This is a genomic window from Micromonospora sp. B9E7 (assembly GCF_039871815.1).
Classification (GTDB): Bacteria; Actinomycetota; Actinomycetes; order Mycobacteriales; family Micromonosporaceae; genus Micromonospora.
In genome coordinates, this window is record NZ_JBDPLX010000001.1 from 364,268 (window position 1) to 379,392 (window position 15,125).

Annotated in this window: 12 protein-coding genes and 1 pseudogene; 4 read left to right on the top strand and 9 right to left on the bottom strand. The window is 71.3% G+C overall.

Annotated features, from left to right (window positions below; genetic code table 11):
* Positions 1-9: 9 nt before the first annotated feature.
* On the bottom strand, positions 10-2,733 hold the full coding sequence (locus ABGB10_RS01600; RefSeq protein ID WP_347659005.1) for an AAA family ATPase: 2,724 nt from the start codon (positions 2,731-2,733) through the stop codon (positions 10-12).
* A gap of 108 nt (positions 2,734-2,841) precedes the next feature.
* The gene (locus ABGB10_RS01605) at positions 2,842-3,444 is read right to left on the bottom strand and encodes a VOC family protein (protein ID WP_347659006.1); all 603 of its coding nucleotides are present in this window, start codon (positions 3,442-3,444) and stop codon (positions 2,842-2,844) included.
* Positions 3,445-3,683: 239 nt separating this feature from the next.
* Between ABGB10_RS01605 and ABGB10_RS01610 the strand changes: the two genes are divergently transcribed.
* The gene (locus tag ABGB10_RS01610; protein ID WP_347659007.1) at positions 3,684-4,223 is read left to right on the top strand and encodes a DUF308 domain-containing protein; all 540 of its coding nucleotides are present in this window, start codon (positions 3,684-3,686) and stop codon (positions 4,221-4,223) included.
* 53 nt (positions 4,224-4,276) lie between these two features.
* Here ABGB10_RS01610 and ABGB10_RS01615 read toward each other — a convergent pair whose 3' ends face one another.
* From ABGB10_RS01615 to ABGB10_RS01645, 7 genes and pseudogenes are all read right to left on the bottom strand, one after another.
* Positions 4,277-5,254 carry an alpha/beta fold hydrolase gene (locus ABGB10_RS01615; protein WP_347659008.1) on the bottom strand — a complete coding sequence of 326 codons (978 nt, stop codon included), beginning with the start codon at positions 5,252-5,254 and terminating at the stop codon, positions 4,277-4,279.
* A gap of 75 nt (positions 5,255-5,329) precedes the next feature.
* Entirely contained in the window at positions 5,330-6,226 is an 897-nt protein-coding gene (locus ABGB10_RS01620) for an acetyltransferase (protein ID WP_347659009.1), read from the bottom strand.
* A gap of 158 nt (positions 6,227-6,384) precedes the next feature.
* Entirely contained in the window at positions 6,385-7,590 is a 1,206-nt protein-coding gene (locus ABGB10_RS01625) for a low temperature requirement protein A (RefSeq protein WP_347659010.1), read from the bottom strand.
* 15 nt (positions 7,591-7,605) lie between these two features.
* Positions 7,606-8,139 (bottom strand): hypothetical protein, encoded by a 534-nt coding sequence (locus ABGB10_RS01630; protein ID WP_347659011.1) that lies wholly within the window; start codon positions 8,137-8,139, stop codon positions 7,606-7,608.
* A gap of 489 nt (positions 8,140-8,628) precedes the next feature.
* Positions 8,629-9,479, bottom strand: a pseudogene (locus ABGB10_RS01635) (IS5 family transposase).
* A 41-nt stretch (positions 9,480-9,520) separates the two neighbouring features.
* Positions 9,521-9,733 (bottom strand): hypothetical protein, encoded by a 213-nt coding sequence (locus ABGB10_RS01640; RefSeq protein WP_347659012.1) that lies wholly within the window; start codon positions 9,731-9,733, stop codon positions 9,521-9,523.
* Between the two features lie 63 nt (positions 9,734-9,796).
* The gene (locus ABGB10_RS01645) at positions 9,797-10,825 is read right to left on the bottom strand and encodes a hypothetical protein (RefSeq protein ID WP_347659013.1); all 1,029 of its coding nucleotides are present in this window, start codon (positions 10,823-10,825) and stop codon (positions 9,797-9,799) included.
* A 322-nt stretch (positions 10,826-11,147) separates the two neighbouring features.
* Between ABGB10_RS01645 and ABGB10_RS01650 the strand changes: the two genes are divergently transcribed.
* Genes ABGB10_RS01650 through ABGB10_RS01660 form a run of 3 tightly spaced genes read left to right on the top strand, consistent with a single transcriptional unit; the run spans position 11,148 to position 15,121 of the window.
* Positions 11,148-12,188: a LacI family DNA-binding transcriptional regulator gene (locus tag ABGB10_RS01650; RefSeq protein ID WP_347659014.1), complete on the top strand. Its 1,041-nt coding sequence runs from the start codon at positions 11,148-11,150 to the stop codon at positions 12,186-12,188.
* A gap of 11 nt (positions 12,189-12,199) precedes the next feature.
* Positions 12,200-13,834, top strand: coding sequence for an FAD-dependent oxidoreductase (locus tag ABGB10_RS01655; protein ID WP_347659015.1), 1,635 nt, complete (start codon positions 12,200-12,202; stop codon positions 13,832-13,834).
* A 12-nt stretch (positions 13,835-13,846) separates the two neighbouring features.
* The gene (locus ABGB10_RS01660) at positions 13,847-15,121 is read left to right on the top strand and encodes a sugar ABC transporter substrate-binding protein (RefSeq protein WP_347659016.1); all 1,275 of its coding nucleotides are present in this window, start codon (positions 13,847-13,849) and stop codon (positions 15,119-15,121) included.
* Positions 15,122-15,125 lie beyond the last annotated feature (4 nt).

The window sequence follows — 15,125 nt, forward strand, 5'->3', positions numbered from 1 at the left end:
TACCTGCGGTCAGCGGTCGCGCAGGGCCGCCGCCAGCTCCCTGCGCGACCCGATGCCGAGCTTGGTGAAGACCTTGCGCAGGTGCCACTCGACGGTACGCGGGCTGAGGAACAGCGCGGCACCGATCTCCGGATTGGTCTGCCCGGCCACCGCGAGTCGGGCGATCTGCGCCTCCTGCGGGGTGAGCGCGACCGGCTCACCGAGGGTCCGCTTGCGGACGGTCTCACCGGTGGCGAGCAGTTCCCGGCTCGCCCGCTCGGCGAAGCCCTCCGCGCCCATCGTGGCGAATGCCTCGTGCGCGGCACGCAGCTGGATCCGGGCGTCGGCGCGGCGATTCTCCCGGCGCAGCCACTCGCCGTACAGCAGTCGGGCCCGGGCCAGTTGCAGACCGAGCTGGCCACCGGTGAGCCGATCGATCGCCTCCCGGTACCGGTCCTCGGCCCTCCCCGACGCTCCCGCCAGGGCGTCGGCGAGGGCCTGCACGCCGAGCGCCCACTCCGTGCCGGCGGCGCCGGTACGCTCCGCGAGGCGCTCGCGGGCCTCGGCGGCCACCTCGGCCTCTCCGGCGCGGACGGCGGCCTCGATCAGCTCACCGAGCGTCCAGTTGAACACGGCGAGGTCCACGTACTCGGTCGCCTGACGCGCGGCATGCAGCGCGGCCGGATACTGGCCGAGCCCGTTGGCCAGCACCGCTCTGGCGTAGCCGGCCAGGCCGAGCAGGCGACCCTCGCCACGCGCGTCGGCGTCCTTGACGGTGGCGTCGATCAGCTCCATCGCGGGCAACTCCCGGCCACGGTGGGCGGCCAGGGTGAGCGAGGCGGACGGATGCACGGCCATTCCGGTGGCCTGGCCGAGGGCGTCGGCCTCGTCGAGCAGGCCGGCCGCGTCGACGAACCGACCCGCGAACACCAGCGCGCCGGAGCGGAACGCCAACGCTGTGGGCAGCAGCGACAGCGCACCGGTGGCGCGGGCGAAGCCGACCGCCCGCTCCGTGAGCCGGAACCAGGCGGCGTCGTCCCACACCTCGTGCGCGACCGGCCCGGCCAGCCAGAGCAGGTGCAGGTTCTCGTCCGCCGTCATCGTTTCGAGAGCCCGGCGGAGATACGGGACGGCGTGCGCGTACCCGTCGAGGGTCCATGCCGTGAGGCCGGTCAGGAACAGGCCGGCCGGCTCGTCGCCAGCCGGCACGCCGCGGGCCGCCTCCGCCGCCCGGCGCAGGTCGCCGCCGGCAAGCCGGCCCGCGTGCACGGCGGCACCCACCGCCGAGAGGTACGTGGTGCGTGCCGAGGCGCAATCCAGTTCCCGGAGACGGCCAGCGGCAGCGAGCAGCGGCGGGCCGGCGGCTCGCCCGGGATCGAGCGCGAACGCGACCTGGGCCCGCAGACGCTCCACCCCGGCCCGCTGCAACGGTTCGAGTGGACCCAACTCGGCGGCTGCCAGCAGGTCCGGAACCTGACTCAGCTCTCCCGCGTCGAATCGAGCCCGCGCGGCGCCCAGGGCGCGTGCGGCACGCGACTTCGGGTCCGGGGTGAGCGCGACGGCGCGCTCGAGGAAGGACGCGGCGGCGGACCGACCGCCCCGGGCGAGCGCCCGACCGGCCGAACACTCCAGTTCAGCGGCGACCTCCTCGTCCGGGCCGACGGCGGCGTGCGCCCGGTGCCAGGCACGGCGGTCGGGATCCTGATCCGGATCGGTCGCCTCGGCGAGCACACGGTGCACCTCACGCAGCTCGTCGGCCTCGGCCAACCGCCAGGCCGCCGAACGCACCAGCGGGTGCCGGAACCGCACCCTCGCCCCGAACTCGACCAGCCCGGCGGCCTCGGCCGGCGCGGCGGCGTCAGGTTTGACCCCCAACCGCTGCAGGGCGCGCCACAGCAGCGTCACGTCGCCGACCGGCTCGACCGCCGCGGCGAGCAGGAGTTGGCGGGTGTCCGCCGGAAGCGCCGTGATGCGCCGCCGGAAGCCCTCCTCCATCCGACTCGCCAGGGGTGCTGCGGCCTGTCCGCCGAACCCGAACGCCAGCTCCGCCGGTGTCAGGCCGCGTGGCAGCTCGAGCAGGGCGAGCGGGTTGCCGCGCGTCTCGGCGACGATCCGGTCGCGGACCCGGTCGTCGACCGGCCCGGGTAGCACCGAATCCAGCAGCGCCCGCGCCTCCGCGGCCGGCAACCCGTCGACCCGCAGCTCCGGCAGGCTGCCGAGGATCTGTTCGTCCCCCGGGCTGCGGGAGGCGAAGACCAGCGCGATCGACTCCTCGTCCAGCCGACGGGCGACGAAGGTGAGGATGACCTCCGACATGCGGTCCATCCACTGCACGTCGTCCACGATGCAGACCAGTGGCTGTTCCGCCGCGGCCTCGGCGAGCAGCCCGAGGACGGCGAGACCGATGAGCAGCCCTTCCGGCGGGTCGCCGGGGCTCAGCCCGAAGGCGGTGGCGAGGGCGACCCGTTGTGGCTCCGGCAACCCGTCGAGGTGACCGAGCAACGGCGCGCAGAGTTGCTGGAGCGCCGAGTACGCGATCTCGGACTCCGGCTCCACCCCGGCGGCCCGGGTCACCCGACCGGGCGACGCATGCTCGCTGAGGTAGTCCAGGAGTGCGCTCTTACCGGCACCCGCCTCGCCGCGGAGTACCAGCACCCGGCTGTGCCCGGCGCGAACGTCACGCAGGAGTCGGTCGAGCATTTCCCGCTCGCGTCGGCGTCCCCGCAGCGCGGAACCCTCGGTGTAACTCGGCACGTCATCCTCCCCGGCGGAGGGTACACCGAGTGACATCACCGATCCCGAGTCCGGCCAGCTCAGAGGGCGGTCCCCCGCGCGTCGCCTGGGCGAGGGACCGCCGGGAGGTCAGGCGCCGAGACCGGCGGTCCGGGCCATGTAGTCGGCGTACCAGATCGGCCAGTCCGCATCCTCGTGACCGAGTTCCGCCTCGTGCCGGCCGTGCGCCGCAGCGGCGTCGCGAAGGGCCTGCTCCACCTCGGGCACCGAGCCGTAGACGACGTGGGCGATCCGACCCGGTTGCCGCACGGTGACCTCCTGGAGGACGAAGCCGTTGCCGTCCGGGTCGGTGAACGACGCGAACGAGCTGTACGACAGTCGCTCCGGCTGCGGGCCGGTCACCCGGTCGCGCGTGCCGGCGTGGTGGAACACGCCCCCGGCGTCGTGGAAGACCTCGCTCACCTCGATCCCACGGGCGACCAGTTCCGCGCGGGCGGCGACCACGTCGTCCACCACGAGGTGGATGCCCTGCACCGATCCCGGCGCGGCGTCGGACACCCCGTCACCGATGATGATCGAGGACGCCGAGCCGGGCGGGGTGAAGTGCACGACGCGGTAGCCGTCCGGGGCGACGTAGTCGACGTCCTGCCGGAAGCCGACCTTCTGGTAGAAGTCCCGGGCCCGGTCCACGTCCGAGACCGGCAGGACGACGACCTCGAGCTTGAAATCCACGATCTTCACTCCTTTGTGGCAACGGACGCCGTTCGCCGTCCGGTGTTCACCGTCGCGCGTCGAGCCCACCGGTCGCCCCAGGGAGAACCCCTGGCCGGTGCCCTGGGTCACCGGGCGGGGCCAGGTCGGTCGGACGGAGGCCAGTGCCTCGGCCAGGGTGTCTCCCTGGGGCCGTCGGCCCGCACGGCCGGCAGAGTTGCCCGGGTAATCGACACGACCGGCAGAAAGCTGACCCTCGGATGTCTCCCCTCTTTCGCATCTACCTCGTCCGTGGCCTCGTGGCGATCGCCTGGGCCGCCGGATTCTCGACCGTCAGCGACTCGCTCACTGCCATCACCGTGGTCCTCCTGATCGCGTATCCACTCATCGACGTGGTGGCCTCGCTGCTCGACGCCCGGGAGGACCCCGGCACCCCGGCCCGCACGCTGCAGATCTTCAACACCACGCTCAGCGGCCTGGCGGCACTCGCCCTGGGGCTGGCGGCGAGCAGCGGGATCGGCGCCGTGCTCTTCACCTTCGGCGTCTGGGCGATCGTCTCCGGCGTGGCCCAGTTCACCGTCGCCATCCGCCGCAACAGCCCCGAACTCGGCCGCCAGTGGCCGATGCTGATCGCCGGCGCGCTCTCGGTCATCGCCGGCGCGACCTACCTGCCCGCCGCCCTCGGCGCGGAGCCGAGCCTCAGCATGCTGATCGTCTACACCGCGGCTGGCGGTGTCTTCTTCGTCCTGCAAGCCGCGAGCCTCGCCTGGCGGCAGCGCCGACAGACCGTCCGGGTCTGACCGACCGACGCCGTGGGGGCAGGGCTCACCTGCCGCCACGGCGTCGTCGACGGTCACTGGCCGGCGCTGGTCCTGCCGGCGAGTCCGGATGTCGGCGCAGTCTCACCCTCGTACAGCGCGACGTACCGCCGGCGCCACTCGTCGCCGTCGGTGCCGAGGTTGAGGGTGTTGTGTTCGATGCCCAACGTCTCGGGCAGGGTGCAGACGCGCAGCGGCACCGCGTTCGCGTCGGCGATCCGGCGCGGCACGTCGACCGCCGCCCTCAGGTCCACCACACGGTCGAGCGGGCTGATCGCGACCGCCACGCTCCGCAGACCGGTCCGCCGGGGCGGATTCGGCAACGTACGGGCGATCGTCAGGTACTGGGTGACGGCAGCGAGGGAGTATCCGCGCGACGTGACGCGGTCCCGGAGGACGCGACGCCCGTACAGCACGATGAGCGGTCTGACCGCGTACGCCGGCGCCTGTCGCGGGTTCGGGCCGAAGAACGGCGACAGCAACAGCAGCCGCCGTACGGCGTTGCCGGGCACCTGGGCCAGCCAGGTGGCGAGCACGGCGCCGCCGGAGATCCCCACGACGCCGACCTCGTCTCCCAGGGCCACCGCGATGGCCCATGCCTGCGCGGCGTACGTCGTCAGCTCCTCGGCCTCGACCCGGTGGTGGGCCGTCCGGTCGACGGTCCCGTGCTGCGGGGCCCGGGGAACCCAGACGTTGTAGCCACGGTCGAAGAACGCCTGGGCCAGTTCGTCGTACTGCTCCGGCGCGAGGGTGTAACCGTGCAGCAGCAGGACGGCCCGGTCGGTACGGGAGCCATGGCTGAGCAGACGGCTTCGCGACTCCGGCCGGATCTCCGGGTCCGCCGCCTCGTCCGCGACGTGGGCCTCGGCGGCACGGACGGCGTCGTCGAAGTCGAGCGGTTGCGCCGGCGCGAGGCGGCGGCCCGGACGGCGCACCGGCCAGAGCCAGAGCCCGGCGACCGACGCCACGACCAGCGCCAATCCGCCGACGACGAGCGCAGTGATCTCCGGCATGGGCAGATGGTGGCAGGGACGGCGGCCGACGCTGGCTGAGGGGTGCGCCCCGGTGACAGGGCGCACCCCGCGCGGCTATTCCCGGGAGCTCGGCGGTGCGAAGGTCACCCGGGTACGCAACTGCCGGAACCCGGTCCGTTCCAGCTCCGCCAGCACCGCCACCCGGTGCGCCTCGACGTCGGCGATCACCTCCCGGGCGCCTCCGGCGACGAGCACCCGGACCGCCTCGGCCAGTAGTTCGGGCCGGGCCGCCTCGTCGAGCAGACCGAGGTAGGCGAGCAGGGGGAAGCAGGCGTCCCCGGCGGTGCCGGCCAGGCCCACCGGCCGGCCAGCCTCCCACGCGACCCGCCACCCCTGCACCGCGTCCCCCAACCAACCGAGGGGGTCGGTGGCCAGGTCGACGCCACCGACCGCTCGCGCGGTCTCGACGCCGGTCAGCACGTCGGGCTCGGCGATCCGAGCGACCAGGGCGTTGATCTCCGCCGCGTCGACCGGCGCCCGGAAGTCGTAGCGCCCGGAGGACGCCGGCAGGGGTGTGCCCGTCCAGGAGCACCGGAGCCGCTCCCCCCGCTCGACCAGCCCGGCGAGCCGGGCGGCCGCCATCGGCGCTCGTACCACGGCCAGCACCTCGGGTCGACGCCGCCAGTGCGCCGGCAGAGCGGCGTAGTAGAGACCGGGCCCGCCCAGCGCCTCGTGGGCGGCCTGCAGCAGCTCGGCACCGACCTCCGGCTCGGCGTCCAGGTCGAACCGTTCCAGCCACGGGGCACCGATGGCCCCCGGCGGGAGGACCCAGGCGGCCCGACCGACCACCCGGCCGGCACGCAGGGCGACCCAGGTGTTCTCGGGACGGTAGCCGCCGCCGGCGATCCCGTCGGCGTACGCGACCTGGCGTAGTTGGGGCAGCGGATCGGGCATGGAGTCGAACAGGTTTTCCTCGCCCGCGACGAGCGGACGGATGACGAGACCAGTCATGGCTGGGTCCTCCGGGAAGCGAGCGCCCCGGGTCAGATCCGCGCGGACGCCGGAGCGCGGAGGGGGCGCAGAACATCGGACATTGTTCTGACCTCCTTCCAGCTCGACGGCGTGCCCGACGACCATACGCGGAGCGGTCGCCGGCTCGCAATGGTTCGTCACAGCGTCGGGTTGGTCTCCGCCCCATGCCCATGCTTGTGGGCTCGCTGGTCGAACACGGTGATGCCGGCCAGGGTCACCGCCGCTACGGCCGCCACGGCGACCGGCGGGAACAGCACCATCGGCGGGGCAGCCACGACCAGCGCCGCCGCGCCGAGGAACAGCGCCCGACAGCGCGGTGCGTTTCGACTCTCCCGCTCCAGGAAGCTCCGCCCGATCAGGAACAACACCGGGCCGCCGAAGACGATGGCCACCAGGGCCCAGTCGATCGGCGGATGCGGATCTTCGATGATCTGCCCGAAGCCGACGGCGGTGCAGATGATGCCACCGACGATCAACAGCAGGCTGTAGCTCGCCCACCGGGACAGCTGGATCCCCTCCCCGCTCGGGGTCGGGGCACGACCGGACCCGACGTGGTAGAAGTAGATCCGCCAGAACGATACGACCGTCACGAACGCGGCGACGAGGGTGATGGTCCCCCCGGTGGTGAACCCCGGGAAGCTGACCGCCGCGCCGGCTTCGAGCACCACCTCGGCGAGCGCGATCATGAAGAACTGGTTGTACCGCTCGGCGAGATGCTCCTGGGAGACGGTTACCTCCGAGTTGGTGAGCTGTCTCCCGCCCTTGCGGGGAAGGGGGTAGGTGGTGGCCGCGCCGATCAGCTCGAGGGCGAGGGCGAGGGTCCAGAAGACGCCCCGACCGAGACCACCGCTGATGCCGCCACTGATCCAGAGGACGCCGGACGCCGCGTGCCAGGTCAGCACCCGCAGCGCGAATGCCCGACCCGGGTGGCCGCGCAGGGCGAGCACCAGGAAGAGCGGTCGGCCGACCTGGATGACAACGTAGGTGCAGGCGAATATCACGCCACGTTGGCCGAATGCCTGTGGCAGCGTGACAGCCAGCACCAGCGTGCCGAACATCGTCGCCAGCAGGACGGCCTGCAGATCGGGGCGCCGGGGGTCGTAGGTGCTCGACAGCAGGGCGTTGAGCGACCAGATCATCCACATCGCCGTGAAGAACAGGACGGTCTGGCCCGCCTCGGACAGCAGCGTGTGTCGGACGATGGTCAGGTCGTCCGCGACCCGCCCGGCCAGGCGGGCGAGCGCGAAGACGTAGACGATGTCGAACAGCAGTTCCAGGACGGTTGCCGAACTCGTGCTCCGGCTGTCCCCGAGCCCACGAAAGAACCCGGTGCGGGTCAGCACGGACGGCGGGTCAGCTCAGCCGGCCAGGGCCGCCGGCACGGGCGCGCCGAGGTGACTGAGAAGCGCGGCGACCTCGTGGTCCAGCTCAACGCCCACTGGGGTGATGTCGTCGCGGCTGAAGGAGGCGAAGGCGTGGCTCGGCTTCTCGATGTGAAAGCGCGTGCCGCTGCCGTCGTCGTTGCTGGTGATGGCCGTACGCAAGGGGGCGTACAACATGATCGCCGGGTCGTGCCGGAACATCCGTTCGGCGGTGGTGTGGTTGCCCATCAGGTACTCGACGCAGTGCCCCGAGTCCCCGGCGAGCCGCATCAACGGCTGGACGTCGCCGCTGCTCCAATAGATCAGGAAGTTGTACGGAGCCTGCCTCCTCGCCAGGTCGAGTACGTCGGACCAGGGCGCCTGGCGGGCCACCAGCGCGTGGTACGCGTCGCGGTCATAGGGCGGCACCGCCTCCTCGTAGCGCCGACGGAAGTCGGTGAAGGGCTCGTCGACGGGGATGTCCAGTCGCAGGGCCTGGTAATGGTGTTCGGCGACCTGCCCCGCTGCCATCGTCCCCGAGCCTCCTCGCCGTTCGGTCCCGCCCTCATCCCCGTGGGCGTACTTTATCCGGCAGTTTGATGGCTTTGGCCGATTATGGCGGCATACCGCCGCCACGGCGTATCGGCAACGTGAAAACCCGCACGTCGGGTGTCTAGAGCGCGTGAAGATTCTTGCCGCAGGCTGACCGGGTGCGATGTGCTGAACGACGTCGGGGTGAAGGACCACCCCGAGCGAGGTGAGAAGGACGACGGTGGCGAGGTCCAAGCGGCGCAACCCGGCGGGCATGTGCGAGCCCGGCCGTGTACGGACGGTCGGTGCGGCCCAGACAGCGCCCGAGCGTCCCCCGCACCCGGGCTGCGTCCGCCCGTAGCCCTGTCGCTCTCACCGCGTCGCGCGCGCGGGCCGGGTCGGTTCGACCTGGCCCGCCGCGCCCCCATCGGCGGTTCGCCGGATCATGGCTGCCGTCACCCTGCGGCACTAGGCAGTGTCTTCAAAGGTTCACAACCATTGGAGTAGCGCGGCGATAGTGACTGTGGCCTGGAACGAGGTCGCGGTCTTGTCGTAACGGGTCGCGACGCTGCGGCACTGCTTGAGCCGGTTGAAGCACCGTTCGACGAGGTTGCGCCGTTTGTAGAGCTGCTTGTCGAACACCGGTGGCCGGCCGCCACGGCTGCCGCGTCGGCGGCGGTTGGCCTGCTGGTCGGCGCGCTCAGGGATCGTGTGCCCGATACCGCGCCGGCGCAGGTCAGCCCGGATGGCCTTGGAGCTGTAGCCCTTGTCGGCGATGACATGGTCGGGCCGGACCCGAGGTCGGCCGGGTCCGGACCGCTCGACCCGGATCGCTGCCATGACGTGCGTGAATCGGGTGCAGTCGTTGACGTTGCCGCCGGTGAGCACGAACGCCAGGGTCCGACCCAGGCCGTCGCAGGCGAGGTGAATCTTGGTGGTCAGTCCACCTCGACTTCGACCGAGGGCGTGATCTTGTGGTTCGTCCGATTCGCAGGCCCCCCTTTAGCGCCCGCGGCGTGCTGATGGGCGCGCACGATCGTGGAGTCCACCGACACCAGCCAGTCAATGTCCCCAGCGGCGTCCGCGTCGGCCTGGACCCCGGCGAGCATCCGCTCGAACGTGCCATCAAGAGCCCACCTGCGGAAACGGGTATAGATCGACTGCCACGACCCGTAGCGGACGGGCACATCCCGCCACGCCGCCCCGGCCCGGATCTTCCACACGATCCCGTTGAGGACCCGCCGGTCATCGACCCGAGGCCGACCACCAGTCACCACCGACGGCAGACACCGCGACAACGCATCCCACTCAACGTCAGACAACTCATAGCGACGACCCACGCCCTACATCATCCGACACCATGATCCTTTGAAGACACTGCCTAGCGCGGGTCGACGGGGAACAGCCACGGCCTGGCCCGGGTCAGCGGGCCGACGTTGAGCCCCAACTCGTCGAGCACCTCGTCGACGTGGTGCATCGAGAACGGGATGATGTTCGTGCCGCGAGCGTGCCGTCCGTTGGTCCGCGCCGTCATCCGGAACAGCCGGGCGCGCATCCGGACCTCGGTCGGCAGCGGGTGGTCGTACCGCTCCACCGTCAGTGGGTCCTGGGCGCCCGCCGGCCGCGAGGTGACCAGCCCTGGGTCGGTGACGAGCGGTCAGGCCGCCCGCGCGACGCAGATCCTGGCGCCCAGGCGCGGACCCGCCTCGTAGATCATGTAGCTCACGCCGCCGTCGGTGCCGAAGCTGGGCGACGCGACCCGACCGTTGTCGGAGGCGATCGGGCTGTGGAACACCCCGAGGTGCACCTCCCGGTCGAAGGCATTGCCGACCTCGGTGAGGTGCATCCGCCCGTCGCCGCCGTGGTAGACGACGTACGCGGTGCCGTTGCGGGTGAGCAGGTGTGGCGCGGAGATGTCGCTGAGCCCGTCGCCGGCCGGTGAGATCAGCGGCTCCGGTGCGAACTGCCACTGGTCCCAGCCGTTCGGCGACCATCCCCAGAAGATCTTCCGGGTGCCGGGCCGGACGGTGTGCGCACCCATGTAGAGCATCACGTACTTGTTGTTCAGCCCGGTCACCCGGTGCTCGAACACCCGGGCGTACGACGTCTCGGTCGTGTTCGGCACGAGCCTGGTGCTCAGGATCGGCGTCTCGTCGCTGAAGCTGATGCCGTCTCGGGACCGAGCCACCCGGGTGGTGGTGTTCTCGCCGTGGAAGTAGAGGAAGAACTCCCTGCTGGAGGCGTTCCAGACGACGTGCGGCGACGAGACGTGGCTGACCGTCGTGGTCGGCAGCACCCGGTCGACGATGGGGTTGCCGGGGTGTTCGGTGTAGGGGCCTTCGAGCCGGTCGGCGTAGGCCAGGCAGATCCCGCCGGGCGCGTCGTGCGGGGCGTAGTAGAGGTAGTAGCGGCCCCGCGCGCCGCTGATCTTGTCGTAGACCCCGCGTACGCAGGGAAAGATCGTCTCTCCGGTGGGGTTGTAGGCCAGCGGGCGGTCGAACGCGTCGCGGACGTACCGGTAGCTGGGGAAACCGGCCGGCCCGGCCAGGGCCGGCGTGCCCGGAAGCAGGGCGCCGACACCGCCGGCGGCAGAGGCGGCGCCGAGCAGCGCCGCACCGCGCAACAGCCCACGCCGGCTGAGCTCCGTGGGTCGGTCGAAGGGCGGATCCGGGTACGCGTGTGCCATCTGGTTCTCCGATCGTGAGAGGACGCTCGTCGACCGCGGAGCGTGGTGGGTGGCGATGCGGCGGCGGCTCGGGAAGACACGGACGAGGGCGCGGCCAGCGTCACTGTCGGTGATCTGGCTGCCAGGCCGGAAACCCGGGTCGTCATCGACGAGTCTGGCGGCGTCCTCAGTCGAGCGTCAAGGTGCTAATACGAATTATCGAGCGGCATTCGGTGACCGAACTTCTCCGCCCGAGGGTCTTGACGACAGCCTCGGGTGGGCCGCACCATTTCACCTCACCGACGCTAATGCGTATTACCCCGGTAACGATTGGACACAGAACGTGACTGGTTCGCGCAGGCGAGTCACCCAGCACGACATCGCCCGGATGACCGGCGTCAGCCAGGCGACCGTCTCGCTGGTGCTCAACGGCCGCGACGACGGCAACGTCAGGATCGCCCCGGAAACCCGGGAGCGGGTCCTGCACGCCATCCGCACCACCGGTTACGTCGCCGACCCGGTCGCCCGTCGGCTCGCCGCGCGGCACAACCGCATCCTCGGCGTGTTCACCTACGAACCGGTCTTCCCGACCGGGACCGGCGACTTCTACCACCCGTTCCTGGTCGGCATCGAGGAGTGCGCCGAGCGGCTCGGCTGTGACCTGCTGTTGCTCACCAGCGCCCCGGTGTCGGGCGGCCGACGGCGGATCTTCCACGACGACAACCGGCTCCGGCTGGCCGACGGCTGCGTCCTGCTCGGACGCTCGCTGGACCGCGACGAGTTGACCCGGCTGGTCACCGAGGGCCAGCCGTTCGTCTCGGTCGGCCGCCGCGACGACGCGGGTGGGCCGGTGCCGTACGTCGGCGCCGACTACCCGACCGCCACCGCCACCGTGGTACGCCGCGCGCTGGCCGCGGGTCACACCGCGCTGGCCTACCTGGGCCAGGGCGCCGGCCCCGAGTCGCACGCCGACCGGATGCGCGGCTTCCGGACCCCGCTCGACGAGGCCGGACGCACGCCGCGGCACCTGCCGACCACCGACCGCTCCCCCGCCGAGTTGCTCGACGCCCTGCTCGCGGCGGGCGTCACCGCGGCGGTGGTGGAGGAGTACGCCGACGGCGTGGCCATCGCCCAACTCGCCCGCGAACGTGGGCTGGACATCCCGGCTGACCTGTCCATCCTGGCGCTCGGTGACCCCACCCGACCGGCCAGCACGGACATCGACTTCACCGGCTTCCGCATCCCCCGCCGGGAGATGGGGTGGCAGTCCGTCGAGGTGCTGACCGGGCTGCTGGAGGCGGACCCGGACACCGTGCCGCAGCGGTTGGTGCCCTGCCAACCCGTCGACGGCGCCACCCTCGCGCCCCCAAAGGTGACCCCGTGAAAGGACAGCTCTTGCCAGACATTCAGGCCGAAGTACTGATCGTCGGCGGTGGACTCGGTGGCGTCGCGGCAGCCCTCGCCGCGCTGCGCGCCGGCCGTTCGGTGGTGCTCACCGAGGAGTTCGACTGGCTCGGCGGCCAGCTCACCAGTCAGGCCGTACCACCCGACGAGCACTCCTGGGTCGAACAGTTCGGTGTCACCGCCAGCTACCGGAGGCTGCGTGACGGCATCCGGGACTACTACCGCGCCTACTACCCGCTGACCGACCGGGCGCGGCAGGCCACCACGCTCAACCCGGGGGCCGGGCACGTCAGCCGGCTCTGTCACGAGCCACGGGTCGCGGTCGCGGTGCTGGAGGCGATGCTCGCGCCGTACCGGGGCGCCGGTCGGCTGCGGCTGCTCCAGCCGTACCTGCCGGTCGGGGCCGACACCGACGGCGACCGGGTGACCGGGGTGACCCTGGCGCACCGGGACAGCGGCGAACAGGTGCACGTCGTCGCGCCGTACGTGCTGGACGCCACCGAGACCGGCGAGTTGCTGCCGTTGACCGGCACCGAGTACGTCACCGGCTTCGAGTCGTGCGGCGAGACCGGGGAGCCGAGCGCGCCGGACGAGGCGCAGCCGACGAACATGCAGGCGTTCTCGGTCTGCTTCGCGGTCGACCACGTCGACGGCGACCACACCATCGACCGACCGGCCCGGTACGACTTCTGGCGGACGTACCAGCCGCCGTTCTGGGGCGACCGGATGCTCTCCTTCCGATCCCCCAACCCGCGCACCCTGGAGATCTCCGAGCGCAGCTTCACCCCCAACCCCGACGACGACCCGTGGTTGGTGATGGCCGACCAACGGCTGAGCCCTGGCGACGGCAACCTGTGGACGTTCCGTCGGATCGCCGCTCGGCGCAACTTCCTCCCGGGCAGCTACGACAGCGACATCTGCCTGGTCAACTGGCCGATGATCGACTATTTCGAGCATCCGCTGATCGACGCGCCGGACCCCGCCCACCACATCGCGGCGGCCCGCGAGCTCTCCCTGTCGGTGCTCTACTGGCTGCAGACCGAAGCGCCCCGCGCCGACGGTGGCACCGGCTTCCCCGGGCTGCGTCTGCGTGGCGACGTCACCGGCACCGGCGGCATCAGCACCGGTGGCGACGTCACGCACAGCGGGCTGGCCCAGGCCCCCTACATCCGTGAGGCGCGACGCATCCGCGCCGAGTACACAGTCGTCGAGCAGGACCTCTCCCTGGCGGTACGCGGCGACAAGGGCGCGGTCAGCTACCCGGACGCGGTGGGCGTCGGCATGTACCGCATCGACCTGCACCCGTCCACGGGTGGGGACAACTACGTCGACGTGGCCTCGTGTCCCTTCGAGATCCCGCTCGGCGCCCTGATCCCCCGGCGGGTGGAGAACCTGCTGCCCGCGGGGAAGAACATCGGCACCACCCACATCACCAACGGTTCGTACCGCCTGCACCCCGTGGAGTGGAACGTCGGCGAGGTCGCCGGTCTGCTCGCGGACTTCTGCCTGGCCCGCCGGGTCACTCCCCGCGCGGTGCGCTACACCCCCGGCCTGCTGGCCGACTTCCAGAACCGCCTCGCCGACGAGGGCGTCGAGCTGCGCTGGCCCGACATCGCCGGCTACTGAGGGAGAACCCTGATGAGGAAACGGTTGACGGCCGTCGTCGCGCTCACCGCGATGCTCGGCCTGAGCGCGTGCGGCGGCGGCGACAGTGCCGGCTCCGACGGCCCGGTCTCGCTGCGGATGACCACCTGGTCGGCGAACGAGGCACACCTGAAGCTGTTCAACGAGATCGCCGCGGAGTACCGGAGCAGCCACCCCAACGTCGCGGAGATCAAGTTCGACCCGATCCCGTTCGAGAGTTACACCACCACGTTGACCACCCAGATCGCCGGCGGCAACCCGCCCGACCTGGCCTGGGTCCTGGAGAACGCGGCGCCGGACTTCGTCTCCTCGGGCGCGCTGCTGCCGCTTGACGAGACCCTGCGCAAGACCGACGGGTACGCCTACGACGAGTTGGCGCCGGCTGCGACGAAGCTGTGGCAGTCCGAGGGGAAGCTCTACGGCTATCCGTTCTCCACCTCTCCGTTCGGCATCTTCGTCAACACCGACCTGGTCAAGGCCGCCGGTGCGAAGAGCCCGGCCGAACTGATCGCCGCCAACTCCTGGACCTGGGAGAACGCCGTGACCACGGCCTCGGCGGTGGCGACCAGGACCGGCAAGGCCGGCCTGGTGGTACGGGACTTCGACTACAAGGGCTGGGACAACCTCTCCACCATCTGGACCGGTTGGGGCGCCCAGGCGTGGAGCGCGGATGGCAGGACCTGCGGCTTCAACGCCAGCGAGATGGTCGACGCGATGACGTTCCTGCACAAGGCGATCTTCACCGCGAAGGCGCTGCCCGGTCCGGGTACCTCGGCCGACTTCTTCGCCGGTGAGGCCGGCATGACGATCACCCAGATCTCCCGGGCCTCGCTGTTGGAGAAGCAGAAGTTCGGCTGGGACCTGGTGCCGTTGCCGGCTGGCCCGAAGGGTGGCTACTCGGTGATCGGCCAGGGTGGCATGGGCGTGCTGAAGAAGGGCAAGCACGCCGATGTCGCCGCCGACTTCCTGGCCTTCCTCACCAACCCCGCCAATTCCGCCAAGCTGGCGCAGTTCTTCCCGCCGCCGCGTACCCCGCTGCTGACCGCCGCGACGCTGGCCAAGACCAATCCCCTGCTCAAGCCGGAGCAGTTGCAGAGCGTGGTCATCGACGGGATCGCCAACGGTGTGGTGAAGCCCAACCACACCGGGCAGGCCGAGCTGAGCCAGGCCGTACGGTCCGCGCTGGACCCGATGTGGAAGCCCGACACGGACGTGCGGGCCGTCCTCGACGGGGTCTGCTCCGCGATCAACCCGCTGTTGGCGAAGTAGAGGA

What these genes read in the sequence shown, in the direction of transcription:
- ABGB10_RS01610 (WP_347659007.1), top strand. Translation starts at nt 3,684, where the DNA reads ATGTCTCCCCTCTTTCGCATCTACCTCGTCCGTGGCCTCGTGGCGATC.
- ABGB10_RS01615 (WP_347659008.1), bottom strand. Translation starts at nt 5,254, where the DNA reads ATGCCGGAGATCACTGCGCTCGTCGTCGGCGGATTGGCGCTGGTCGTG.
- ABGB10_RS01620 (WP_347659009.1), bottom strand. Translation starts at nt 6,226, where the DNA reads ATGACTGGTCTCGTCATCCGTCCGCTCGTCGCGGGCGAGGAAAACCTG.
- ABGB10_RS01630 (WP_347659011.1), bottom strand. Translation starts at nt 8,139, where the DNA reads ATGGCAGCGGGGCAGGTCGCCGAACACCATTACCAGGCCCTGCGACTG.
- ABGB10_RS01645 (WP_347659013.1), bottom strand. Translation starts at nt 10,825, where the DNA reads ATGGCACACGCGTACCCGGATCCGCCCTTCGACCGACCCACGGAGCTC.
- ABGB10_RS01660 (WP_347659016.1), top strand. Translation starts at nt 13,847, where the DNA reads ATGAGGAAACGGTTGACGGCCGTCGTCGCGCTCACCGCGATGCTCGGC.